Source organism: Rhodococcus sp. 5G237 (genome assembly GCF_053764735.1).
This window is the reverse complement of record NZ_JBSNCD010000005.1, coordinates 210,837-234,688: the sequence shown is the minus strand read 5'-3', so window position 1 is coordinate 234,688 and position 23,852 is coordinate 210,837. Positions and strand designations below refer to the sequence as shown.

Below are 23,852 nucleotides of genomic sequence, written 5' to 3'. Positions count from 1 at the left end.
GTGTCGAGTCGGGAGATCACGGGATCAGGACGATCGATCCGGTGGTCCGCCGTCCTTCGAGATCGGCGTGGGCGCGGGCGGCTTCGGCGAGGGGATAGCTCGCTCCCACCCGGAGCTTCAGCGACCCGTCGGCGAGCGCCGCGAGCACGTCGCCCGCCCGCCACAGCAGCTCCTCGCGGTCTCGGGTGTAGTGCACGAGGGTCGGCCGTGTGACGAACAGCGAACCCGCCGGGTTCAGCCGCTGCAGGTCGAAGGGCGGGACGGGTCCGCTCGCGGCGCCGAACAGTGCGACCGTGCCGCGCACGCGGACGGACGCGAGCGACGCCTCGAAGGTCGCGGCACCGACACCGTCGTAGGCCGCGGCCACCCCCTCACCATCGGTGAGCTCGCGCACCTTCTCGGCGAGGTCGTCGCCGTAGCGCAGCACCTCCGCGGCGCCGGCCTCCCGCGACAGGGCCTCCTTCTCGTCGGAGGACACGGTGGTGATCACCCGCACGCCCTTCGCGACGGCGAGTTGCGTCAGGATCAGCCCCACACCCCCGGCACCGGCGTGGACGAGAACCGTCTCGCCGGGCTGTGCCGGGTGGACGGAGTTCAGCAGGTAGTGCGCGGTCATGCCCTGCAGGAGGACCGAAGCGGCCTGCTCGGCCGGCACCGAGTCCGGGACCGGCACGGCGACCTGCCCGCGGACGCGGACCAGTTCGGCGTACGAGCCGGGTGCATCGCACCACGACACCCGGTCGCCGACCGCCGTGTCCCGCACACCCTCGCCCACCGCGACGACCGTGCCCGTGCCCTCCGAGCCCGGGATGTACGGCAGCTCCGTGCCGTAGAGGCCGGTGCGGAAGTAGGTGTCGATGAAGTTGACGCCGATCGCGTCGGTGCGGACCAGCAGCTCACCCGGTCCGGGCGAGGGGTCGGGTCGTTCGACGGGGACGAGGACGTCGGGGCCTCCGTGCTGTGTCACTTCGATTGCGTGCATAGCGCTCACAGTATTCTGCAGACATGAGCGTCGAAACACAGGTCGTGGCCGCACCGGCCGACATCGTCTCGTCCATCCGCAGCTTCGTCGCCGAGCACGGAGGTTCCGGGAAGGCAGTGCTGCAGCCGATCGGTCTGTCCGGCGTCCGGATCACCGTGGTCGCCGCCGACGGCACCCTCGGCGACCGCGTCGCGAAGGACCTCCCGACGGCGCGTGCCATCGTCGAGGAGATCCCCGACGTCACCGTCTCCGAGTGGGACCGCGAGGTCACCAGCATCGCCAACCCGCAGAAGGGTCACTGGGCGAAGATGGCCGGCTGGGTGGCACGCCAGACGAAGTTCCCGAAGGCCCGCAACGAGCGCTGACCGACCCGACACCCGTACGACGACACGCGGTCCCTCTCCGGAAATCCGGGGAGGGGCCGCGCCGTCGAACGGTCAGGCCGGAACGGGTTCGCGATCCGGTGCGGTCGTGCGCGTCCGTCCGGCCGCCCAGACCGCGGCGGTCGCCGCCGTGCACAGTCCGGCGCCGGCAACGTGGAAGACGACCAGCACGGCGGGCACGTCCGTCCAGAACTGGACGAGGCCGATGCCTGCCTGTGCGACCACCAGTGCGAGAACGACCTTCAGACGCAGCGTGACGGCTCGGGGTGCATGGACCGCGTAGACGGCGAAGGTGAGGCCGATCAGCAGCGCGAGATAGCCGACGAGTGCTTCGGCGTGCAGGTGGACGAGATTGGTGATGTCGAGCGCGAGGCGCGGGACGGGTCTGTCGACACTCTTGTCTCCGGCGTGCGGGCCGGCGCCGGTGACCATCGTGCCCAGCACGAGGACCACGGCGAGCGCGACACCCGTCAGAGCGGTGAGCCGGCGCAACGGCTGAGGCAGTACCTGCACCACCGTGCCGTCGTCCGGCTCGCTCACCTTCGCGTAGAGCACTGTCGCCAGCCACACCATGAGCATCGACGCGAGCAGGTGGATCGCGACCGTCCACCAGGCGAGACCGGCCAGGACGGTGATACCGCCGATGATCGCCTGCAGCACGGTGCCCGCGGGCATCACCCACGCCCAGGCGATGACCTCCTTGCGGCGCCGTGCGCGGGTGACGGCCAGGACGATCGCGGCTGCGACGGCCACGACCACGAAGGTCAGCAGCCGGTTGCCGAACTCGACCACCTGGTGCAGGGTGTTCACCCCGCTCGACACACCCACCGGGACCAACGACCCGGGGAAGCACTGCGGCCAGGTCGGGCAACCCAGTCCGGAGGCGGTGACGCGGACGACCGAACCGGTCACGGCGATGCCGCCCTGGGTGAGAATCGTGAGGAACGCGATGATCTTCTGCGTCCGCAGCGACGGCAGGGGGAGACGGTCGACAAGGCTCAGGTAGCCGCGATACAACACGGTTCGATGGTACGGCGTGAACCACTACACGCTGTAGTTGGGTCGTGCCCGATCGGGCCGCCACGACTCAGGTGAAGCGGAACCAGCGCGCCGCGGCCGTGCCGCCGATCACCGTCCACATGAGCAGCGAGACGATCGACAACCAGTCGAACACACCCGAGGTGGCGTTCTCGAGCGCGAGCGTCAACGCCCCCGACGGCACGATCCGCAGCAGGTGGACCACCGCTTCGGGGATCACGTCGCCGAGCACCACGACGCTGCCGATGCCCAACAGCACGAACCACACGATGTTCGCGAGAGCGAGCACGATCTCGGCGCGCAGGGTTCCGCCGAGCAGCAGCCCCAGTGTCGCGAACATCACCGTGCCCAGGGCGATGACGACCGCCCCGATGAGCAGGTCGACGGGGGAGGGGCGCCAGCCGAGGGCAAGCCCGATGGCACCGAGCAATACGGCCTGCAGGACGACGACGATGCCCACTGCCGCGCTCTTGCCCGCGATGATTCCCCATTTGGGCAGCGCGGTCGCGCCGATCCGCTTGAGGGCGCCGTAGCGGCGGTCGAAGCCCACCGCGATCGCCTGACCGGTGAACGCAGTCGACATCACGGCCACCATCATCACCGCGGGCAGCACGCTGTCGACCCGCGAGTCGCCGAGATCGCCGATGGGCAGCAGCGACAGGCCGATCAACAGCGTGATCGGGATGAACATCGTCAGCAGGAGCTGCTCGCCGTTGCGCAGCAGCAGCTTGAGTTCCATGGCGGTCTGCGCCGCGAGCATCTTCGACGGTGAGTTCGGCTGCGGTCGCGGGGTGAAGGTCCCCTCCGCGAACCGGTTGTTCGCCAGACGATCGTGGGTCACGCTCACCCTCTCAACTCCCGACCGGTCAACTCGAGGAATACGTCCTCGAGGCTGCGCTGATCCACCCGGATCTCGGTTGCCAGTGCGCCCAGGTTCGCGCACCAGGTGGCTGCCGTCGCGACGACGGACGGTTCGATCGTGCCCTCGACGAGATACCGCCCGGGGTTGTCCTCCCGGACCCGGTGGGTGCCGGCCAGAGCGGACTGCAGGGCGCTCAGGTCGAGGCCCGGAGGCGCGGTCAGCCACAGCTGGCCCTCGGCGCCGTCACGGGTGACCTCGTCGGGCGTTCCCGCGGCGACCACCCGGCCGTGATCGATGATGACGATCTCGTCGGCGAGCTCTTCGGCCTCGTCCATGAGGTGGGTGGTGAGCAGCACGCTCACGCCGTCGCGGCGCAGCGCGTCGATCAGTTCCCACACGAGCAGCCGGGCCTGCGCGTCGAGACCCGCCGTCGGTTCGTCGAGGAACACCAGTTCGGGGCGCCCGACCAGCGCGCATGCGAGCGCGAGGCGTTGCTGTTGTCCGCCCGACAGTCGTCGGTAGGGAGTGCGGCGGGCGTCTGTGAGCCCGAGGCGCCGGAGCAGCCAGTCGGGGTCGAGGGGGTCGGCCGAGTAGGCCGCCACCAGGTCGAGCATCTCGCCGGCGCGAGAACCCGGATATGCGCCGCCACCCTGCAGCATCACGCCGATCCGGGGGCGGAGGGCGTCGGAATCGGCGACGGGATCGAGACCCAGGACGCGGACCGTGCCGGCGTCGGGAGTGACGAATCCCTCGCACATTTCCACGGTGGTGGTCTTACCGGCGCCGTTCGGGCCGAGGAGGGCGAGCACCTGAGCGCGTTCGACGGTCAGGTCCAGACCGTTCACGGCGGTGACGCCCCCGTAGGTCTTGACGACGCCGTTCAGGCGCACAGCCGGTACCGCACCGGCGGGAGAACTCGGGGTCACGGGGTTCCAGCCTAGGCGTCCGCGGTTTCCGCCGGACGCGGTGGTGTGCGCTCCTGCAGCCGCCACGGCAGCCGGGAGCGCGTGGCGACGATGATCAGCCCGACCACCACGATGGTCGCGATCGACGCCTGGACGATGATGAACGGTTGGTATTCGCTGCCGTTGGGCATGAGGATCATGCCGACCACCGATGAGAACGCGATGGTGGGGACCCGGAAGACCGGGCGGGTGGCCCAGGCCGCGAGCGGGATCACCGCCCACAGCAGGTACCACGGTTGCACGACCGGGAAGAGCAGCACGATCGCGCCCAGCGAGACCCCCAGCGCGCCGACGGGATGGATCCGTCCCATGAGCACCGCGAGCAGCATGCGCACCGTGACGAAGGCGGCCACCAGCGCGGCGATGGGGCGAGTGATGGACAGCACGGCCGTCGTGTGGTCGCCGAGACCGAGCAGCACGCCCCCGAGGCCGGTACCCATGCCGAGCAGTGTCGGGATCGACATCCAGCTGCGGACCTCCGTGGCGGTGCCCAGGGTCTTCGTCCAGCCGAAGCCCAGCCCGCTGCCCCAGCTCACAGCGCCGATGACGACGCAGGTCCCGATGCCGAGGATCGCGGCAGCAGCGATCACGGCGCGGAAGCCGCCACCCCACTTGCGGGCAAGGGCCATGCCGACGAATCCGAGCGCGAGCAGCGAGGGCACCTTGATCATCGACGACAGGGCGATCAGCGCGGTGCCGGCCGCGAGCCACCCCGCGAGACGCAGGCGCGAGGCCGCCTCGTCGTCCGGGTGGACGGCCCGCAGCGCGAGTTCGACACCGGCGAGCATGAGCCCGAGCATCAGGGCCTCGTTGTGAATGCCCGCCACCAGGTGGAAGAGCAACAGCGGGTTCGCGGCACCGAGCCACAACGCGCTCACCGACGCGACGCCGCACCGGCGGGCGAGCCGCGGCAGCGCCCACACGATCAGGGCCACACCCACGAGCGCGAGCAGCCGGTGGACGAAGATGCCGGCCACGATGTTCTCGCCCGTGAGATACGTGATCTTCTCGCCGATCCACAGGAAGGCCGGGCCGTAGGGGGCAGAGGTGTCGCGCCAGATGTTCGGCACAGTCCGGGTCAGGACGTGGTCGACCCCCAGCGCGCCGGCCGGACCGATGGCGTAGGGATCGAGCCCGCGCGCCGCGATCTCGCTCTGTGCGAGATACGAGTAGACGTCCTTGCTGAACATCGGCGGCGCGACGACCAGCGGAAGGATCCACAGCAGCAAGGTGCGGTCGAGCTGCGACCGGGACAGTCGGCGCACGGGACCGTCCGGTGCGCCCCGGCCGATCGCGAACCGGCCGAGCAGCAACCAGGCGAGGATCACCAGCGCCGTGCCGATCATGGTCGTCGTGAGGGCGGCGCTCGGCATGCGTGCCGCCAACCCGAGGGCGCGGACGCCCTGCACGGGGTTCTGCAGGACCGGCTGGGCGCCGGCGCCGAGCGCTCCGACGGCCATGAGGACGGCACCGGTGGCGCCGAGCAATCGGATGCGGTGGAGATAGATGTTCTCGATCGCATCGAGTCCGCGACCTTCGGTCTCGTCGCCGTGCAGGACGACCGAGACATCGGCGTGTGGGCCCGGGGCGTCGAGGCCCAGGGCGCGTCGGATCCACACGTGCAGCCGTTCGCGGACCCCGTATCGGCCCGGCGACGGAGACGTCGTGCGCGGGGCGCACAGGGGAGGAGTCGACGGCACGTCAGAAGCGTAACGGGACGGCGAGGGTGGTCTTCGACGGCTCCGTCATGAGGTGTAACAAAGGGCACCCTTGGTGGACCGTGCTTCCGAATTCCGTCACACTGGTGTTGTGAAATACCGGTCCGACACCACCGACACCGCAGAACGCGCAGGTCACGCACCTGCCGCGACGGTGTCGCGCGTCGAGGACACCCGCAGGAATCCTGCTTCGACGGGCCGCGAGATCCCGGAGGGTCAAACCCGCGCCGCCGTCGTGCAGCTACTGCTCGAAGAAGGTCCCATCACCGCGCCGGAGATCGGCGAGCGTCTGGGGCTCAGCGCAGCGGGCGTGCGACGCCATCTCGACGCGCTCATCGAGTCCGGTGAAGCGCAGGCCGCCGCGCCGCCGCGCAGGCAGGGACGCGGTCGTGGCCGCCCCGCCCGCCGCTTCCAGCTCACCGCCGTCGGGCGTGCCCGCCTCGGGCACTCCTACGACGATCTCGCCACCGCCGCGATGCGGCACCTGCGCGAACTCGGAGGCGACGCTGCCGTCGAGGACTTCGCGCGGCGCCGCGTGGACTCGATCCTCGGCACCATCGCACCCGCCGACGAGAATGTCGACGACGTCGAGAGCGTCGCCGAGGAGATCGCCGGGGCGTTCACCGCCTCCGGTTTCGCCGCCTCGACCCGCCGCGTCGGCACCGGCGTGCAGATCTGCCAGCACCACTGCCCGGTCTCGCACGTCGCGGAGCAGTTCCCCGAACTGTGCGAGGCGGAGCAGGAGGCCTTCGTGCGGATCCTCGGAACCCACGTGCAACGCCTCGCGACGATCGCGAACGGCGACGCCTTCTGCACGACACACGTGCCCGTTCTCCCCAGAGCGGATGTGCCCCGTCCGGAGCCGCCCACGTGACGATCCCACCGCGAGTGCTCCGCGAACCAGGGCACACCAGGAAGACATCCACCCACCCGTCGACCGTCGACGCACAGCCCGCGCCGACGCCCACCAGACTCCGGAAGGAGCTCGCATGACCGTCGCATCGGATCAGACGTCCGGAACCGCGCCGCTGACGCAGGAAGAGACGATCGATTCTCTCGGCCACTACGAATACGGCTGGGCGGACCCCGACACCGCCGGCGCCACGGCGCAGCGCGGCCTGTCCGAAGAGGTCGTGCGGGACATCTCCGCCAAGAAGAACGAGCCCGAGTGGATGCTCGACATCCGCCTCAAGGCGCTGCGCACCTTCGACAAGAAGCCGATGCCGGTGTGGGGCTCGAACCTCGACGGAATCGACTTCGACAACATCAAGTACTTCGTGCGCTCGACGGAGAAGCAGGCCGCGAGCTGGGACGAGCTCCCCGAGGACATCAAGAACACCTACGACAAGTTGGGCATCCCGGAGGCGGAGAAGCAGCGCCTCATCGCCGGTGTCGCCGCCCAGTACGAGTCCGAGGTGGTCTACCACCAGATCCGCGAGGACCTCGAGAGCCAGGGCGTGATCTTCCTCGACACCGACTCGGGTCTGCGCGAGCACCCCGAGCTGTTCAAGGAGTACTTCGGCACGGTCATCCCGGCCGGCGACAACAAGTTCTCCGCCCTGAACACCGCGGTGTGGTCGGGTGGCTCGTTCATCTACGTCCCGCCGGGTGTGCACGTCGACATCCCGCTGCAGGCCTACTTCCGCATCAACACGGAGAACATGGGCCAGTTCGAGCGGACCCTGATCATCGTCGACGAGGGCGCCTCGGTGCACTACGTCGAGGGCTGCACCGCGCCGATCTACAAGTCCGACTCACTGCACTCCGCGGTCGTCGAGATCATCGTCAAGAAGGGCGGCCACTGCCGCTACACGACCATCCAGAACTGGTCGAACAACGTCTACAACCTGGTGACCAAGCGCACCAAGGTCGAGGCCGGCGGCTCGATGGAATGGATCGACGGCAACATCGGTTCCAAGGTGACGATGAAGTACCCGGCCGTGTGGATGATGGGCGAGCACGCTCGCGGTGAGGTGCTCTCCGTCGCCTTCGCCGGCGAGGGCCAGCACCAGGACACCGGCGCGAAGATGCTGCACCTGGCTCCGCACACCTCCTCGACCATCGTGTCGAAGTCGGTGGCGCGCGGCGGTGGACGTGCCTCCTACCGCGGCCTCGTGCAGGTCAACAAGGGCGCTCACGGCTCGAAGTCGACGGTCAAGTGCGACGCGCTGCTCGTCGACCAGATCAGCCGCTCCGACACCTACCCGTACGTCGACATCCGTGAGGACGACGTCACGATGGGGCACGAGGCGACCGTCTCGAAGGTGAGCGACGACCAGCTGTTCTACCTGATGAGCCGCGGACTCGACGAGGACGAGGCCATGGCGATGGTGGTGCGCGGATTCGTCGAGCCCATCGCCAAGGAACTGCCGATGGAGTACGCCCTCGAACTCAACCGCCTGATCGAACTGCAGATGGAAGGGGCAGTCGGCTAAATGACTGCGGAAGCGAAGAACACTCCGGCTACCGGAGTGCAGGATGCCGTGCGCGCCGAGAATCGTGCCCCGGCGGTCAAGACCGCCGGCAAGCCGGCAATCAACAAGGGTGAGGTCTTCACGTCGTTCGATGTGCATGCCTTCGAGATTCCGTCGGGTCGCGACGAGGTGTGGCGGTTCACCCCGCTGCGCCGCCTGCGCGGTCTGCACGACGGCACCGCTCCCGCGACCGGCACCGCGACCGTCGAGGTCACCCCGGTCGACGGCGTGCAGGTCGAGACCGTGGCGCGCGACGACGCGCGACTCGGACAGGCCGGTGTGCCGTTCGACCGGATCGCAGCACAGGCGTACTCGTCGTTCGAGACCGCGACCGTCCTGACCGTCGGCCGCGAGGTCGAGGTCGCTGAGCCCGTCACCGTGACGATCACGGGACCGGGCGAGGGCGCTGTCGCCTACGGACACGTGCAGATCCGGCTCGAGGCGTTCGCCAACGTCACGCTCGTCATCGATCAGCGCGGCAGCGGCACCTACGCCGAGAACATCGAGTTCGTGCTCGGCGACAGCGCACAGCTGAAGGTCGTCGCGGTGCAGGACTGGGCCGACGACGCCGTACACGTCGCCGCGCATCACGCTCGCCTCGGCCGCGATGCCGTGCTGCGCCACTTCACCGTGGCGCTCGGCGGCGATCTCGTGCGCGTGTCGGCGACCACCAAGTACGACGGCCCCGGCGGCGACGCCGAACTGCTCGGCCTGTACTTCGCCGACGCCGGTCAGCACTTCGAGCAGCGCCTGCTCGTCGACCACTCGCAGCCGAACTGCAAGTCGAACGTCGTGTACAAGGGTGCGCTGCAGGGCGATCCGGCCTCCGGCAAGCCCGACGCGCACACCGTGTGGATCGGCGACGTGCTCATCCGCGCCGAGGCCGAGGGCACCGACACCTTCGAGCTCAACCGCAACCTGGTGCTCACCGACGGTGCGCGCGCCGACTCGGTGCCGAACCTCGAGATCGAGACCGGTGAGATCGTCGGTGCCGGACACGCGTCGGCGACCGGCCGCTTCGACGACGAGCAGCTGTTCTACCTGCGTGCTCGCGGCATCCCCGAGGAGGAAGCGCGTCGCCTCGTCGTCCGCGGCTTCTTCCACGAGCTGCTCGAGCGCATCACGGTCACCGAGGTCCGCGAACGGCTCGAGGCCGCCATCGAGGCGGAACTCGCCGCCGTCGGCGCCTGACCGGCCCTGCCTCCCGTACTCCCGATACTTCACTAAGGAAACGCATTTCGATGTCCACACCTTCGAACGTCCTCGAGATCAAGGACCTGCACGTCCGCGTCGCACAGACCGACGAGAACGCCGAGCCGATCGACATCCTCAAGGGCGTGAACCTCACGGTCCGCTCGGGTGAGACGCACGCCATCATGGGCCCCAACGGCTCCGGCAAGTCCACCCTGTCGTACGCGATCGCCGGCCACCCCAAGTACGAGATCACCTCGGGCAGCATCACCCTCAACGGTGAGGACGTGCTCGAGATGAGCGTCGACGAGCGCGCCCGCGCCGGCCTGTTCCTCGCCATGCAGTACCCGGTCGAGGTGCCCGGCGTGTCGATGTCGAACTTCCTCCGCACCGCCGCGACCGCCGCGCGCGGCGAGGCCCCCAAGCTGCGCCACTGGGTCAAGGAGGTCAAGCAGGCGATGTCCGATCTGGACATCGATCCGGCCTTCGGTGAGCGCAGCGTCAACGAGGGCTTCTCCGGTGGCGAGAAGAAGCGCCACGAGATCCTGCAGCTGGGTCTGCTCAAGCCGAAGATCGCCATCCTCGACGAGACCGACTCCGGCCTCGACGTGGACGCGCTGCGCGTCGTCTCCGAGGGCGTGAACCGCTACCAGGAGAACGAGAACGGCGGCGTCCTGCTCATCACCCACTACACCCGCATCCTGCGCTACATCAAGCCGCAGTTCGTGCACGTCTTCGTGGGTGGCCGCGTCGTCGAGTCCGGCGGCCCCGAGCTCGCCGACGAGCTCGAGACCAACGGCTACGTTCGTTTCACCCAGGCAGCAACGCAAGGAGCGTGATCGGATGACGGTGCCGGTGCGGACCTTGGACATCGCCCGGATCAGGGCCGATTTCCCGATCCTCGCGCGCACGGTGCGCGACGGCAAACCCCTGGTCTACCTCGACTCGGGGGCCACCTCCCAGCGCCCGGTACAGGTGCTCGACGCCGAGCGTGAGTTCCTCGCGACGCGGAACGCGGCCGTGCACCGCGGTGCGCACGCGTTGTCGGAGGAGGCGACCGACTCGTACGAGGACGCTCGCGCCGTCATCGCGTCCTTCGTCGGGGTCGACGTCGACGAGGTGGTGTTCACCAAGAACGCCACCGAGTCGCTCAACCTCGTCGCGTACGCCTTCGCCGACGACCGGTTCCCGCACCGGCTCGGACCCGGTGACGAGATCGTCGTCACCGAACTCGAGCACCACGCGAATCTCGTTCCGTGGCAGGAACTCGCGCGGCGCACGGGTGCCACCCTGCGCTGGTACGGGGTCACCGACGACGGTCGCATCGATCTCGATTCGCTGACGCTGACCGACGCCGTGAAGGTCGTGGCGTTCACGCACCAGTCGAACGTGACCGGTGCGGTCGCTCCCGTCGAGGAGATCGTGCGGCGCGCGAAGGAGGTCGGCGCGATCGTCGTGCTCGACGCGTGCCAGTCGGTGCCGCACATGGCCGTCGACTTCCGTGCTCTCGGTGTGGATTTCGCGGCGTTCTCCGGACACAAGATGTTCGGTCCGTCCGGCGTCGGTGTCCTCTACGGTCGCCGCGACCTGCTCGCCGACGTGCCGCCGTTCATCACCGGTGGCTCGATGATCGAGACGGTGACGATGGAGGCGACGACCTTCGCCGCACCGCCGCAGCGATTCGAGGCCGGATCGCCCATGGTCTCGCAGGCCGTCGGCCTCGGTGCCGCCGTGCGCTACCTGCAGGACATCGGCATGGACGCCGTCGCCGCACACGAACACGAGCTGACTGCTGCGGCACTCGCCGAGCTGGGCGGCATCGACGGCGTGCGCATCATCGGACCCACGACCGGCGAACAGCGCGGCGGGGCGGTGTCGTTCGTCGTGGACGGAATCCATGCTCACGATCTCGGCCAGATCCTCGACGACGAGGGCGTCGAGATCCGGGTCGGACACCACTGCGCCTGGCCGCTGCACCGCCGCTTCGGGGTGGCCGCGACCGCCCGCGCATCGTTCGCCGTGTACAACACGCCGGACGAGGTGCAGGCACTCGGCGCGGCGATCCGGCGCGCCCAGAAGTTCTTCGGGGAGGCGTGATCCGATGCGGATGGAGCAGATGTACCAGGAAGTGATCCTGGACCACTACAAGCACCCGCACAATCGCGGACTGCGCGAACCGTTCGGCGCCGAAGTGCATCACGTCAACCCGACCTGCGGCGACGAGGTGACCCTGCGCGTGCACATCGACGGCGACATTGTCAGCGACGTCTCCTACGACGGGCAGGGCTGCTCGATCAGCCAGGCATCGACGTCCGTGCTCACCGACCAGGTGATCGGCGTTCCGCTCGGCGACGCGCTGAAGATCGTCGAAGGGTTCGTCGAGATGGTCGGCAGCCGCGGGACCGTCGAAGGCGACGAGGACCTGATCGGCGACGGCATCGCGTTCGCCGGCGTCGCGAAGTACCCGGCGCGCGTGAAGTGCGCGTTGCTGGGCTGGATGGCCTTCAAGGACGCGGTCGCGCAGACCGTGGACGCCGCCCCCGCCGACCTGGCGGGCGGCGCGCACACCCTTTCGAGCGGAGGACAGAACTGATGACCGAACCCGCACCGGGCACCGTGAACACCGACGAGAACCCGACGGCCGATGCCGGCGCGGACGAGACCTCGACGCTGGTCGCGGCTACGGCCCCGCCGCTGGATCCGGGCCGCCTCGACGAACTCGAGGAAGCGCTGCGCGACGTCGTCGACCCCGAGCTCGGCATCAACGTCGTCGATCTCGGTCTCGTCTACGGGATCTCCGAGGTCGACGAGACCGTGACCGTGGACATGACGCTCACCTCGGCGGCGTGCCCCCTCACCGATGTCATCGAGGAGCAGGCCAAGGGCGCACTCGTGCGCAGCGGCCTGTGCGACGAGCTGCGCATCAACTGGGTATGGATGCCGCCGTGGGGTCCCGACAAGATCACCGACGACGGACGCGAGCAGCTGCGCGCACTCGGATTCACCGTCTGATCCCGCGGTCTCCGGTTCCGAGCCTCGGCGCCTGATCTTCGACTTCCCGTCGGAGGTCAGGCGCCTTTGCGTTCGCCGGAGGTCTTCTTGGCGGCCGTCTTCTTCGCTGGAGTCTTCTTGGCTGCCGAGCTCTTGGACGCGGTCTTCTTCGCCGTGCTCTTCTTCGCTGGAGTCTTCTTGGCCGCCGAACTCTTCGACGCCGAACTCTTCGACGCGGTCTTCTTCGCGGGGGCTTTCTTCTTCGTGCCCTCGTCCTCGCCTTCGTCCTCGTCGTCGTCCTTCGAGGACTTCTTCCCGCCGGAGGACGAATCGGAGGGGACCTTCTTGCCCGCCGCATCGACGCTACGTTGCAGGGCCGCCACGAGGTCCAGCACCTCGGCGTCCTCTTCACCGGTGTCGTGTTCGGCGACCTGGAAGACCTTCTCGCCGCCGCGGGCGAGGGCCTCGTCGATCAGCGTGCGCAGTTCCACCTGGTACTCGTCGGTGAATTCGGTGGGATCGAAATCGTCGGACATCGACTCGACCAGGGTCTCGGCCATCGCGAGTTCGCGTTGTTTCGGCTTCTCGATGTCGTCGAGCGACTCGAACTCGGCCGCGCGCACCTCGTCGGGCCACAGCAGGGTCTGCAGGATGAGCAGTCCGTCGCGGGTGCGCAAGGCGGCCAGCCGGGTGCGCTGACGAAGCGTGAAGTGCACCAGCGCCGTCCGGTCGCTCTGTTCGAGAGTCGCGGCGAGCAGGCCGTAGGCCTTCGGCGACGACGAATCGGGTTCGAGATAGTAGGACTTCTCGAACAGGATCGGGTCGATCTGCTCGGTGGGCACGAACTGCAGCACCGGGATCTCGTGCTTCTCGGCGGCGGGGAGTTTCTCGAAGTCCTCGTCGGTGAGCACGACCCGCTCGCCGTCCTCGGAGTCGTACGCCTTGTCGATCTCCTGGTAGGGGACGACCTCACCGCACTCGGTACACACACGCTGATACTTGATCCGCCCACCGTCCTTCGCGTGCACCTGGTGGAAGGAGATGTCGTGCGACTCGGTCGCCGAGTACACCTTCACCGGCACGTTGACGAGGCCGAACGCGAGTGAGCCTTTCCAGATCGACCGCATGTGTCCATCATGATCGACACCTCGGGACCACGCTGGAAAGCTGCGAAACTCACCGGGCGGTTCGCCGAGACGTTCGCCACACACCGCACCCGGCGGATCAGCGGAGCGAACGCAGAATCGTTCTGCGCGCACCCATCGGCAGCACCCGGAACAGCCGCCACATCGTGGCCGCCACGCCGATCGCGTCGTCGCGACCGGACAGGTAGGCGCGTTGCTGCTCGACCGGCAAAGCGAAGAACGCGTCGAAGAACTCGATCGCTCCGCGTGCGTCGAGTCGCAGCAGGACCCGCAGTCCCATCTGCCGCAGGGTCGCCACCGAGCGGGCGCGCACCGGCCACAGGACGCGCTGCGGGTCCTCGCCGCGGCGCATCGCGTCGATCACCGCATCCGCAGTGGACAGGGCGGTGGCCACCGCGTATCCCGTGGCCGGATGCATGAGACCACCGCGAGCGCCGAAGCCGCTCACCCCGGGTGCCGTCGGTGCGCCCTCGACGGCGAAGCGCACCCGTTCGACCTGCTCGTCGCCGGTCGTGTGTACGCCTCGCGCTGCGAGGCGGATGTGGAGGCGCCGTTCGAGTTCGCCGAGACCGAGTGCCGGGCGGCCGACGAGGCAGGTCTCCTCGAGGATCGTGCGTCCGCCGCCGACCGGCACCGCGTACAGGAAGGACGGCACGTCGTCGGGGCCCGTGCCGTTGTCGCGGCGCCAGTCCATGAACCAGGCGTCGTGGCCGTCGAGTGCCGGAGCTGCGGTCGCATCGTCGACGATCAGCCCGAATGCCGTCTGCTGGGCACGTTCCGGTTCGGCGGGCACCCCGCGGGCATCGACGACGTAGCGGGCAGTCACCCGGCGTCCGTCGCCGAGGACCACGCCGTCCGCATCGACGTCGCGTACCCGATCCGTGACCACCGTGACGGCGTCGAGGGCGAGGAAGTCCTGCAGGCACGCTGTGTCCAGCACCCGGTAGGCGCGATCGACGATGCGGGGCCCGGTCGTCCACGCCGCGGGCCGGTCGATGCGTGCTGCCACCACCTCGTCGGGCAGCCAGGCGGGCAGTTCGTCGGCCCACGCCGCGTAGGTCGCGGTCCACCGACGCTGCGGACGCACGTCGACGGCCGTCACCGACAACCCGGCTGCGGCGGCACGGAACGCCAATGCACGGCCGGCGGGGCCGAGTCCGGCCACGACGAGGTCGGTGGAGGGAAGGAGGGTCACGGGCGCCAGCCTAGGTCGCGCGCGGGAAGAACCCGGCCGCGCGTGGCGAGGGGTAGTGCATCTCACCGTGGGGGAGAGGTGCTGTCACGGTAAAATGAGTGGTTCGTGTGCCCGGCTGTTTGCCACCATGGCACCCATCCATCGTCTTTCGTTCTAGGAGCCCGTGCGTGATCACCGCTACCGACCTCGAAGTCCGCGCCGGCGTGCGGACGCTGCTCACCGCCCCCGGCTCGGGGCTGCGGGTGCAGGCCGGGGACCGGATCGGCCTCGTGGGACGTAACGGTGCCGGCAAGACCACGACCCTGCGGATCCTCGCGGGTGAAGGCGAACCCTACGCCGGCACCGTGATCCGTTCCGGAGACATCGGTTACCTGCCGCAGGATCCCAAGGAGGGCAATCTCGACGTCCTCGCCAAGGACCGGGTGCTCTCGGCGCGAGGTCTCGACGAGATCCTCCGCAGCATGGAGAAGCAGCAGGCGCTCATGGCGGAGGCCGTCGACGAGAAGATCCGCGACCGTGCCGTGCGCAAGTACGGTTCGCTCGAAGAGCGTTTCGCGACGCTCGGCGGATACGTCGCCGAATCCGAGGCCGCGAGCATCTGCCACAGCCTCGGCCTGCCCGACCGGGTCCTCGGCCAGCCCCTGCACACGCTGTCGGGTGGTCAGCGCCGCCGTGTCGAACTCGCCCGCATCCTGTTCGCAGCCTCGGACGGCTCCGGCGGGAAGTCCGACACCACGCTGCTGCTCGACGAGCCGACCAACCACCTCGACGCCGACTCGATCACCTGGCTGCGCGGATTCCTGCAGAACCACGACGGTGGGCTCATCGTCATCAGCCACGACGTCGACCTGCTCGCCGACGTGGTGAACAAGGTGTGGTTCCTCGACGCGGTGCGCGGCGAGGCCGACGTCTACAACATGGGCTGGAAGAAGTATCTCGACGCGCGTGCCACCGACGAGGCGCGGCGCCGGCGCGAGCGTGCGAACGCCGAGAAGAAGGCGTCCGCCCTGCAGAAGCAGGCCGCGAAGCTCGGAGCGAAGGCCACCAAGGCCACTGCCGCCCAGAACATGGCCAAGCGCGCCGAGAAGCTGCTCGCCGACCTCGACGACGTGCGCGTCGCAGACAAGGTGGCCAAGATCCGGTTCCCCACGCCGGCCGCGTGCGGCAAGACCCCGCTGATGGCCAAGGAGCTGACCAAGGTCTACGGCTCCCTGGAGATCTTCACCGGCGTCGATCTCGCGATCGACCGGGGCAGCCGCGTCGTCGTCCTCGGCCTCAACGGTGCCGGCAAGACGACGCTGCTGCGGCTGCTCGCCGGTGTGGAGCAGCCGGATCTCGGCGAACTCGTGCCGGGTCACGGCCTGAAGGTCGGCTACTTCGCGCAGGAGCACGACACCATCGACGACTCGGCGACGGTGTGGGACAACATCCGGCACGCCGCTCCCGACGCCGGCGAACAGGACCTGCGGGGACTGCTCGGCGCGTTCATGTTCACCGGTCCGCAGCTCGAGCAGCCGGCCGGAACGCTCTCCGGTGGTGAGAAGACGCGACTCGCCCTGGCGGGGCTCGTGTCGTCCGCGGCTAACGTGCTGCTCCTCGACGAGCCGACCAACAACCTCGATCCCGTCTCGCGCGAGCAGGTGCTCGATGCATTGCGGAGCTACGAGGGTGCCGTCGTGCTTGTCACCCACGATCCGGGTGCGGCCGAGGCCCTCGACCCGGAACGTGTGATCCTGCTTCCCGACGGAACCGAGGACCACTGGTCCCAGGAATACCTCGAGCTCATCCAGCTCGCCTGATCGGGCCTCCGGTCGGATCCGTCCCCCGATCCGCTCCTGCTGGTCCGATCTGCGTCCGCGCAACCTGACAGTCCTCTAGCCTGGGAAAGGGACCTTTGGCGAGGGCGCAGGGAGGATCCGATGGCGCGAAATTCCGGTGGTGGAGAGACGACCTACGCGAAGGGAGCCCGAGTTACAGGGGAATCGCGGGACCGCTTGCAGGAGGATCTGAAGCGCCGCTACGAGGAGGGCGCGAGCATTCGGAGGCTCGCGCAGGAAACCGGTCGATCCTACGGTTTCGTGCACAACGTTCTCGTGGAGTCGCAGGTGCGGCTGCGGGGCCGCGGCGGCCCGAACCGTCGTCGGGCGGCAGCGAGCGACGAGAAGGCATGAGGAACGGATCCGGCGCGTCAGTCGCGCCGGCGCACGGATTCCTCGACGAGGTCGAGAACCGCGACGAGGTCCTGTTCGGTGTGCCCTGAAGCGAGGCGGGCGACGAGCCCGTCGAGCACGAGGTCGAGATAACCCAGGACGACTTCGGTCGGCACGTCGTCGCGCAGCCGGCCCGCTTCCCGTTGCCGTTCGAGGCGTCCGACGGTGGCCTCGGTGAGTTCGGCCGAATGCTGCGTCCACGCCTTCGCGAACTCGGGGTCGGTGCGGAGACGGCGCGTGATCTCGAGCCGCGTCCCGAGCCAGTCGAACTGGTCGGGGGAGGACAGCATGTCGCGCATGACCTGCACGAGACCCTCGTTGGCCGCGACGTCGGCCATCCGTCTCGCATCCTCCTGCGCGAGGGCGAGGAACAGTCCGTCCTTGTCCTTGAAATGGTGGAAGATCGCGCCACGGGACAGACCCGTGGCATCTTCGAGCAGTCGCACGGTCGCGCCGTCGTAACCGTATTCGGCGAAGCAGCGACGGGCACCGTCGAGGATCTGCCTGCGCCGCGCGGCGAGATGGTCCTCACTGACCTTGGGCACGCGCCACTTCCTTTCGGCTCGAGGGAGACGGCGGGCCCGAGACGAGTCTCGTCCCGGGCCCGCCGCTTCACACAGATGTGACCGATCGGGTCACGAGCACTGCTCTCAGCCGCGGATCATGTTCCGCAGCACGTACTGCAGGATGCCGCCGTTGCGGTAGTAGTCCGCCTCACCGGGGGTGTCGATGCGGACGACAGCGTCGAAGGTGACCTTCTCGCCGTTGTCCTTGGTCGCCGTGACCTTGACGGTCTTCGGCGTGACGCCCTCGTTGAGCTTCTCGATGCCCTCGATGTCGAAGACCTCGGTGCCGGTCAGGCCCAGCGACGCGGCCGACTCACCCGCCGGGAACTGCAGCGGGATGACGCCCATGCCGATGAGGTTCGAGCGGTGGATGCGCTCGAAGGACTCCGTGATGACGGCCTTGACGCCGAGCAGGCGGGTGCCCTTGGCGGCCCAGTCACGCGAGGAGCCCGAACCGTACTCCTTGCCACCGAGGACGACCAGCGGGATGCCGGCCTCCTGGTAGTTCTGCGAGGCGTCGTAGATGAACGCCTGCGGAGCACCGTCCTGGGTGAAGTCGCGGGTGTAACCACCGGAGACACCGTCGAGCAGCTGGTTCTGCAGACGGATGTTCGCGAAGGTGCCGCGGACCATGACCTCGTGGTTGCCACGACGCGAGCCGAGCGAGTTGTAGTCCTTGCGCTCGACACCGTGGGCGTCGAGGTACTGCGCGGCCGGGGTACCCGGCTTGATCGGACCGGCCGGGCTGATGTGGTCGGTGGTGACCGAATCGCCGAGCAGCGCGAGGACGCGAGCGCCCTTGATGTCGCTGACCGCGTCCGGCTCCATCGTCATGCCCTCGAAGTACGGAGCCTTGCGGACGTACGTCGAATCCTCGTCCCACGCGAAGGTGTCGCCCTCGGGGGTCTCGAGGTTCTGCCAGCGCTCGTCGCCCTTGAAGACATCGGCGTAGGACTTGCGGAACATGTCCTGGTTGATCGCCGACTTGATGGTGTCGTCGATCTCCTGGGCGGAAGGCCAGATGTCCTTCAGGAAGACGTCGTTGCCGTCCTTGTCCTTGCCCAGCGCGTCGGTCTCGAAGTCGAAGTCCATCGTGCCCGCGAGCGCGTACGCGATGACCAGCGGCGGCGAGGCCAGGTAGTTCATCTTCACATCGGGGGAGATACGACCCTCGAAGTTGCGGTTGCCGGAGAGCACCGCGGTGACCGAGAGGTCGTTGTCGTTGACGGCCTTCGAGATCTCCTCGGGCAGCGGGCCGGTGTTACCGATGCAGGTGGTGCAACCGAAGCCACCGAGGTAGAAGCCGAGCTTCTCGAGGTACGGCCACAGGCCGGCCTTCTCGTAGTAGTCGTTGACGACCTGCGAACCCGGAGCCATGTTGGTCTTGACCCACGGCTTGGTGGCCAGGCCTTTCTCGACCGCGTTGCGGGCGAGCAGCGCGGCGCCGAGCATGACCGACGGGTTGGAGGTGTTGGTGCAGGAGGTGATACCTGCGACCACCACGGCACCGTGGTCGAGGACGAACTCGCCGCGCTCCTCGGAGACGACCTTGACCCGCTTGGAGGGGCGGCCGGAAGTATCGCCGTGGGGAACGAGCGGAGCGTCGCCGTTCGCGGTGGGCTTGATCGGGTCGGACGCCGGGAAGGTGTCGTCGAGCGCGTCGTCGAGCTTGGAGTGCGGGGTCGCCTCGTGCTCTTCCACGTAGTTGTGGATGTCGCGGCGGAAGGCTGCCTTCGACTCCGACAGGAGGATGCGGTCCTGCGGGCGCTTCGGGCCGGCGATCGACGGGACGACCGTCGACAGGTCGAGCTCGAGGTACTCGGAGAACTCGGGCTCGCGGCTCGGATCGTGCCACAGGCCCTGCTCCTTGGCGTACGCCTCGACGAGAGCGAGCTGCTCGTCGCTGCGGCCGGTCAGGCGCAGGTAGTTGATGGTCTCGCCGTCGATCGGGAAGATCGCTGCGGTCGAACCGAACTCGGGGCTCATGTTGCCGAGGGTCGCGCGGTTGGCGAGGGGGACCTCGGCCACGCCGGCGCCGTAGAACTCGACGAACTTGCCGACGACGCCGTGCTTGCGCAGCATGTCGGTGACGGTGAGCACGACGTCGGTCGCGGTCACGCCGGGCTGGATCTCACCGGTGAGCTTGAAGCCGACCACGCGCGGGATGAGCATGGAGACCGGCTGGCCGAGCATCGCGGCCTCGGCCTCGATGCCGCCGACGCCCCAGCCGAGCACGCCGAGGCCGTTGACCATCGTCGTGTGCGAGTCGGTGCCGACGCAGGTGTCGGGGTAGGCCTGCCCGTTGCGGACCATGACGGTCGGGGCGAGGTACTCGATGTTGACCTGGTGGACGATACCCATGCCCGGGGGGACGACGCGGAAGTCGTCGAAGGCGCCCTGGCCCCAGCGCAGGAACTGGTAGCGCTCGCCGTTGCGCTCGTACTCGAGGTCGACGTTGCGCTCGAGGGCGTCGGCGCGACCGAAGTAGTCGAGGATCACCGAGTGGTCGATGACCATGTCGGCGGGGGAGAGGGGGTTGACCTTGTTCGGGTCGCCGCCCAGGGTGGTCACGGCCTCACGCATGGTCGCGAGGTCGACGACACAGGGGACGCCCGTGAAGTCCTGCATGATCACGCGGGCGGGCGTGAACTGGATCTCGATGCTCGGGTCGGCGGAGGGATCCCAGTTGGCGATGGCCCGGATGTGATCGGCCGTGATGTTGGCACCGTCCTCGGTGCGCAGCAGGTTCTCGGCCAGGACCTTCAAAGAGTAAGGAAGTTTCTCGGTGCCGGGGACGGCCGACAGGCGGAAGATCTCGTAGGAGTTGTCTCCGACCTGCAGCGAACCCTTGGCGCCGAACGAATCACTACTGGTGCTCACGTCAGCTCCACTCGTCGTTTCGGCTGGCCGCCGACGGGGCTGTGTCGACGGCTGAAGCGAGGCACACGACGTCCGCTCGCGGCCCGTGGCCCGGATGCAGTAGTCGTGGCGTCTCGCACTCGATTCTAACAGTACGCTTGTCCTGTATTGAACCGAAGTCGGGTCCGTCGTGTCGACGAGGCGTCCCGCCGGCATCGGTCCTGCTCGCGACGAGTGCTTCGAGGCGCCGTCGCGCGATCGCGTAGTGTTCTCCCTTGCCGCACGGGTGTGGCGCTTCGTGTCGTCTCCGCGCGGCCGGATCGCCGTATCGCCCGGCTTCCGACCCTGCACCACCGGAGAGAGATGTCTGCGCCACTGCTTCGCATACCGGGCCCTGCGCTCACGGATCTTCCTACCGGGGTCTCGGTCGAAAAAGTGCTCGCCGATCTCGCCGACGACCAGGTGGCGGCGCCCTCGCAGTACGTCGACGACCTCGTCGCCGAGGTGCAGCGCGCGCAGGAGAACGGGATCGACCTCAGCGTGGTCGTGCTCGACCGGGACCCCCGTATGGATTCGCAGCTGCGCGACCTCGCGACGGAGGTCGGCGCCGAGGACGGCGGAACGGTGCTGGTCCTCAGCCCGGGATGGGTCGGGACGTTCAGCGAGGATCTCGACCGCGTCACTCTCGAGGCCGCCCAGGATCGCACCTACACCGGCGATCCGGTGGTCTCCACACGCAACTTCGTCGACTCGGTGCTCGAGCCGTCTCCGCCCTGGACGCTGATGACGCTGCTGATCGTCGCGGTGGTCGCTCTTGCGGCCGGCGCGACCTGGCTCGCCAAACGCCGCCGCGCGGACGGCGACGCGACCGTTGCCGGAGGTAACGGATCGTCATCGGCCGAAGATGTCTGAGGTCTCTTTCCCGTCACCGTAGAGATCTTCTCCGGGTTGTCCTCGTCCCGATCGTGACGGAATCCGGCAGGGAAGATCGTTCGGCGTCCTCACGGTGTTGCTCGGTGTCCGCTCCGTGTTCGTTCGGCGTTCTTCCGGCCGATCTTCGTGACTGTCATGCGACATACCCCTGAGGTGTCGTACGGTTCTCATGACGCTCTTGGGGAAGGTGTGTCACAACCCGGCTCGTGGGGACGCTGTCCGCAGTCGGTGTACGACTGCAGCGTGTGAGCCGTGGGGCACCCACGGCGAGCGGATGCTGCCTGCCTTCCTCGGGTCGTCCGGCCGGATGTCTCGGCCACCAGGTGCGACCGAGGGAGATGCACGTGAGACGGTTCGGTATCCACGGAGGGATTCCGCGACGGTCGGGGCCGGACGGCACCGCCACGACGCTCACTGCAGGCCGTCGACCCGACGGTCCGACGCCCGGTCGCATCCCGCGGACGCGCACCGGCACGCTCCTCGCCGGTTTGGGGTTGGTCACAGCCGTGCTCCTCACCGTGACCACGACGGCGTCCGCCGCACCGGCCCCGCCGCCGAACCCCTCGGACGCCGAGATCGACCGCGCAGGTGCGGCCGTCGCGGCCAACATCGACCGGGTCGGGCAGCTGATCGTCCGGATCGCCGACGCGGATCAGCAGCTCGCCGAGCTCGACGCGCAGGTCGCCATCCGCCGCGAGGACGTCAACCGCGCCCTCGTCGATCTCCAGAGCGCGCGCGACGCGGCGGATCTCGCCGAACGGGTGGTCGTGGATTCCCGCCGCGCACTCGACGACGCCGCCGACCGGATCGCTGCTGCCCAGAAGAACTTCGACGCGTTCGTCCGCGACAGCTACACCCGTGGCGCCAACTCGGTCTCCCTCGCGGCCTTCCTCGACGTCGACGGTCCCGACGATCTGCTCGACCGCGCCCAGGTCATGCGATTGCTGTCCGCCGGGCGCACCGCGGTGCTCGATGCGCTCCAGCGCGCCCGGGCCCAGGAGGCCAACTCCCATTCGCGGGCACGCGCGGCCAAGCTCGAGGCCGACGCGGCGGCGGAAGCCGCCGAGCAGCGCAGGGCCGAGGCCGAGGCCGCGATCGCCGTCGCGCGAGCGGAACTCGGTCGGCAGGCTGCCGAGAAGTCGCGCATCGAGCAGGAACGTGAAAACGCGCAGAGCGAACTCGACCGGGCCCGCGTGAACGTTGCGGGCCTGGAAGGGCAACGCGCGCAGTACCAGGACTGGGAGCGTCGCCGCGCAGCCGAGGAAGCAGCCGCCGCGGCGGCACGGGTCGCGGCAGCCGAGGCGGCCGAGCGTGTCGCCGCCGACGCCGCAGCCCGGGAACGTGCGGCGGAACTGGCCAACGGCCGTCGCCCTCACACGCTGATCGAGGAGTCTCCGTCGACCGGCGACAGCGACGTCGCCGCACCGGGTGAGGTCACCACCGAATCCGGAGCGCCGGAGGACAGTGACACCGCTGCGAGTCGCACCGATACCAGTGGCACCGACACGGTTGCACCGGACTACACCGACGACGCCACGGTCCCGGATTACGGCGACCGTGGAAGCGTCCTGGACGACGTCCTCGAGGACACGGACAGCGGAACGGTCCCGGACGACACCGACGATGGATCCGTCCCGGACGGCACCGACAGCGGCACGATCCCCGACGAAGACGAGGACAGCGGCAGCGACGGTGGGATCGACTGGGAGAACCCGGATCCGGGCGACCCCGTCGTGGAGACCCCCGGATCGGGGACCGGGGGATCGGGTTCCCGCCCCTCCACACCGAATTCGACGCCCAGCACCCCGTCGCGTCCGTCCGTCACGGGTCCCGCTGCGGTGGAGATCGTCATCGACCGCGCGATGTCCCAGATCGGCGTCCCGTACGCGTGGGGTGGTGGCAACGAGAACGGCCCGACCCGCGGTATCCGCGACGGTGGCGTCGCCGATGTCCACGGCGACTACGCCAAGGTCGGCTTCGACTGTTCGGGACTGATGATCTACGCCTTCGCGGGCATCGGTATCTCGCTCCCGCACTACACCGGCTACCAGTACACGGCCGGCACGCAGGTCCCGTCGTCGCAGATGAGGCGGGGCGACATGATTTTCTACGGGCCCAACGCCAGCCAGCACGTCGCGCTGTATCTCGGCGACGGGCAGATGCTCGAGGCGCCGCAGTCGGGATCGTTCGTGAAGATCTCGCCGGTACGCTGGGGCGGCATGACACCGTACGTGGTGCGCATGGTGTCGTGAGGGCGAGGTTTGCCGCGGCCCTCGTACCACCGAGGACGGGTGCCATCCGGTCGTTTCCGGGTGCCGTCTCCCGGTCGGTGCAGGGGCG

21 protein-coding genes are annotated in these 23,852 nt (G+C 68.7%); 12 read left to right on the top strand and 9 right to left on the bottom strand.

Annotation, left to right across the window (positions count from 1 at the left end; all coding sequences use genetic code 11):
• Positions 1–16: 16 nt before the first annotated feature.
• Complete coding sequence (locus ACWPOC_RS13395) at positions 17–982, bottom strand: quinone oxidoreductase family protein (protein WP_120282453.1); 966 nt, start codon at positions 980–982, stop codon at positions 17–19.
• Positions 983–1,005: 23 nt separating this feature from the next.
• Here ACWPOC_RS13395 and ACWPOC_RS13390 point away from each other — a divergent pair, with 23 nt between their 5' ends.
• On the top strand, positions 1,006–1,347 hold the full coding sequence (locus ACWPOC_RS13390) for a hypothetical protein (RefSeq protein ID WP_006551494.1): 342 nt from the start codon (positions 1,006–1,008) through the stop codon (positions 1,345–1,347).
• 72 nt (positions 1,348–1,419) lie between these two features.
• Here the strand turns inward: ACWPOC_RS13390 and ACWPOC_RS13385 are convergent, their stop codons facing one another.
• From ACWPOC_RS13385 to mptB, 4 genes are all read right to left on the bottom strand, one after another.
• A complete protein-coding gene (locus ACWPOC_RS13385; RefSeq protein WP_120282454.1) occupies positions 1,420–2,385 on the bottom strand; it encodes a COX15/CtaA family protein in 966 nt (321 codons plus the stop codon).
• 67 nt (positions 2,386–2,452) lie between these two features.
• The gene (locus ACWPOC_RS13380) at positions 2,453–3,250 is read right to left on the bottom strand and encodes an ABC transporter permease (RefSeq protein ID WP_120282455.1); all 798 of its coding nucleotides are present in this window, start codon (positions 3,248–3,250) and stop codon (positions 2,453–2,455) included.
• Complete coding sequence (locus ACWPOC_RS13375; RefSeq protein WP_120282456.1) at positions 3,247–4,191, bottom strand: ABC transporter ATP-binding protein; 945 nt, start codon at positions 4,189–4,191, stop codon at positions 3,247–3,249. The genes ACWPOC_RS13380 and ACWPOC_RS13375 overlap by 4 nt, the downstream gene beginning before the upstream one ends.
• 11 nt (positions 4,192–4,202) lie before the next feature.
• A complete protein-coding gene (gene mptB / locus ACWPOC_RS13370; RefSeq protein ID WP_455408821.1) occupies positions 4,203–5,930 on the bottom strand; it encodes a polyprenol phosphomannose-dependent alpha 1,6 mannosyltransferase MptB in 1,728 nt (575 codons plus the stop codon).
• 109 nt (positions 5,931–6,039) lie between these two features.
• Here mptB and ACWPOC_RS13365 point away from each other — a divergent pair, with 109 nt between their 5' ends.
• From ACWPOC_RS13365 to ACWPOC_RS13335, 7 genes are all read left to right on the top strand, one after another.
• The gene (locus ACWPOC_RS13365) at positions 6,040–6,822 is read left to right on the top strand and encodes a helix-turn-helix transcriptional regulator (protein WP_455408820.1); all 783 of its coding nucleotides are present in this window, start codon (positions 6,040–6,042) and stop codon (positions 6,820–6,822) included.
• A gap of 115 nt (positions 6,823–6,937) precedes the next feature.
• Positions 6,938–8,383, top strand: a complete 1,446-nt coding sequence (gene sufB, locus ACWPOC_RS13360; protein ID WP_006551501.1) for a Fe-S cluster assembly protein SufB — start codon at positions 6,938–6,940, stop codon at positions 8,381–8,383.
• The gene (gene sufD, locus ACWPOC_RS13355) at positions 8,384–9,613 is read left to right on the top strand and encodes a Fe-S cluster assembly protein SufD (RefSeq protein WP_229568036.1); all 1,230 of its coding nucleotides are present in this window, start codon (positions 8,384–8,386) and stop codon (positions 9,611–9,613) included.
• A gap of 50 nt (positions 9,614–9,663) precedes the next feature.
• Positions 9,664–10,452, top strand: coding sequence for a Fe-S cluster assembly ATPase SufC (sufC, locus tag ACWPOC_RS13350; protein WP_120282460.1), 789 nt, complete (start codon positions 9,664–9,666; stop codon positions 10,450–10,452).
• Positions 10,453–10,456: 4 nt separating this feature from the next.
• Complete coding sequence (locus tag ACWPOC_RS13345) at positions 10,457–11,710, top strand: cysteine desulfurase (protein WP_088898525.1); 1,254 nt, start codon at positions 10,457–10,459, stop codon at positions 11,708–11,710.
• Positions 11,711–11,714: 4 nt separating this feature from the next.
• Positions 11,715–12,206 carry a Fe-S cluster assembly sulfur transfer protein SufU gene (gene sufU, locus ACWPOC_RS13340; protein ID WP_455408819.1) on the top strand — a complete coding sequence of 164 codons (492 nt, stop codon included), beginning with the start codon at positions 11,715–11,717 and terminating at the stop codon, positions 12,204–12,206.
• The gene (locus ACWPOC_RS13335) at positions 12,206–12,625 is read left to right on the top strand and encodes a metal-sulfur cluster assembly factor (protein WP_016691730.1); all 420 of its coding nucleotides are present in this window, start codon (positions 12,206–12,208) and stop codon (positions 12,623–12,625) included. Before sufU ends, ACWPOC_RS13335 begins: the two co-directional genes overlap by 1 nt.
• A gap of 56 nt (positions 12,626–12,681) precedes the next feature.
• Here ACWPOC_RS13335 and ku read toward each other — a convergent pair whose 3' ends face one another.
• The gene (gene ku / locus ACWPOC_RS13330; RefSeq protein ID WP_455408818.1) at positions 12,682–13,731 is read right to left on the bottom strand and encodes a non-homologous end joining protein Ku; all 1,050 of its coding nucleotides are present in this window, start codon (positions 13,729–13,731) and stop codon (positions 12,682–12,684) included.
• A gap of 97 nt (positions 13,732–13,828) precedes the next feature.
• Positions 13,829–14,944 (bottom strand): lycopene cyclase family protein, encoded by a 1,116-nt coding sequence (locus ACWPOC_RS13325; RefSeq protein ID WP_455408817.1) that lies wholly within the window; start codon positions 14,942–14,944, stop codon positions 13,829–13,831.
• A gap of 167 nt (positions 14,945–15,111) precedes the next feature.
• On the opposite strand from ACWPOC_RS13325, the gene ACWPOC_RS13320 reads away from it, so the two are divergent.
• A complete protein-coding gene (locus ACWPOC_RS13320) occupies positions 15,112–16,743 on the top strand; it encodes an ABC-F family ATP-binding cassette domain-containing protein (protein WP_120282464.1) in 1,632 nt (543 codons plus the stop codon).
• Positions 16,744–16,863: 120 nt separating this feature from the next.
• Positions 16,864–17,115 carry a helix-turn-helix domain-containing protein gene (locus tag ACWPOC_RS13315; protein ID WP_026061044.1) on the top strand — a complete coding sequence of 84 codons (252 nt, stop codon included), beginning with the start codon at positions 16,864–16,866 and terminating at the stop codon, positions 17,113–17,115.
• A gap of 17 nt (positions 17,116–17,132) precedes the next feature.
• On the opposite strand, the gene ACWPOC_RS13310 is transcribed toward ACWPOC_RS13315, so the two are convergent.
• Entirely contained in the window at positions 17,133–17,699 is a 567-nt protein-coding gene (locus ACWPOC_RS13310; protein ID WP_120282465.1) for a TetR/AcrR family transcriptional regulator, read from the bottom strand.
• 105 nt (positions 17,700–17,804) lie between these two features.
• A complete protein-coding gene (locus ACWPOC_RS13305) occupies positions 17,805–20,600 on the bottom strand; it encodes an aconitate hydratase (protein WP_159418431.1) in 2,796 nt (931 codons plus the stop codon).
• Positions 20,601–20,942: 342 nt separating this feature from the next.
• On the opposite strand from ACWPOC_RS13305, the gene ACWPOC_RS13300 reads away from it, so the two are divergent.
• Together ACWPOC_RS13300 and ACWPOC_RS13295 are read left to right on the top strand one after the other, a co-directional pair.
• Complete coding sequence (locus tag ACWPOC_RS13300) at positions 20,943–21,491, top strand: Rv1476 family membrane protein (protein ID WP_225623783.1); 549 nt, start codon at positions 20,943–20,945, stop codon at positions 21,489–21,491.
• Between the two features lie 365 nt (positions 21,492–21,856).
• Positions 21,857–23,764 carry an NlpC/P60 family protein gene (locus ACWPOC_RS13295; protein ID WP_120284231.1) on the top strand — a complete coding sequence of 636 codons (1,908 nt, stop codon included), beginning with the start codon at positions 21,857–21,859 and terminating at the stop codon, positions 23,762–23,764.
• Positions 23,765–23,852: the final 88 nt, after the last annotated feature.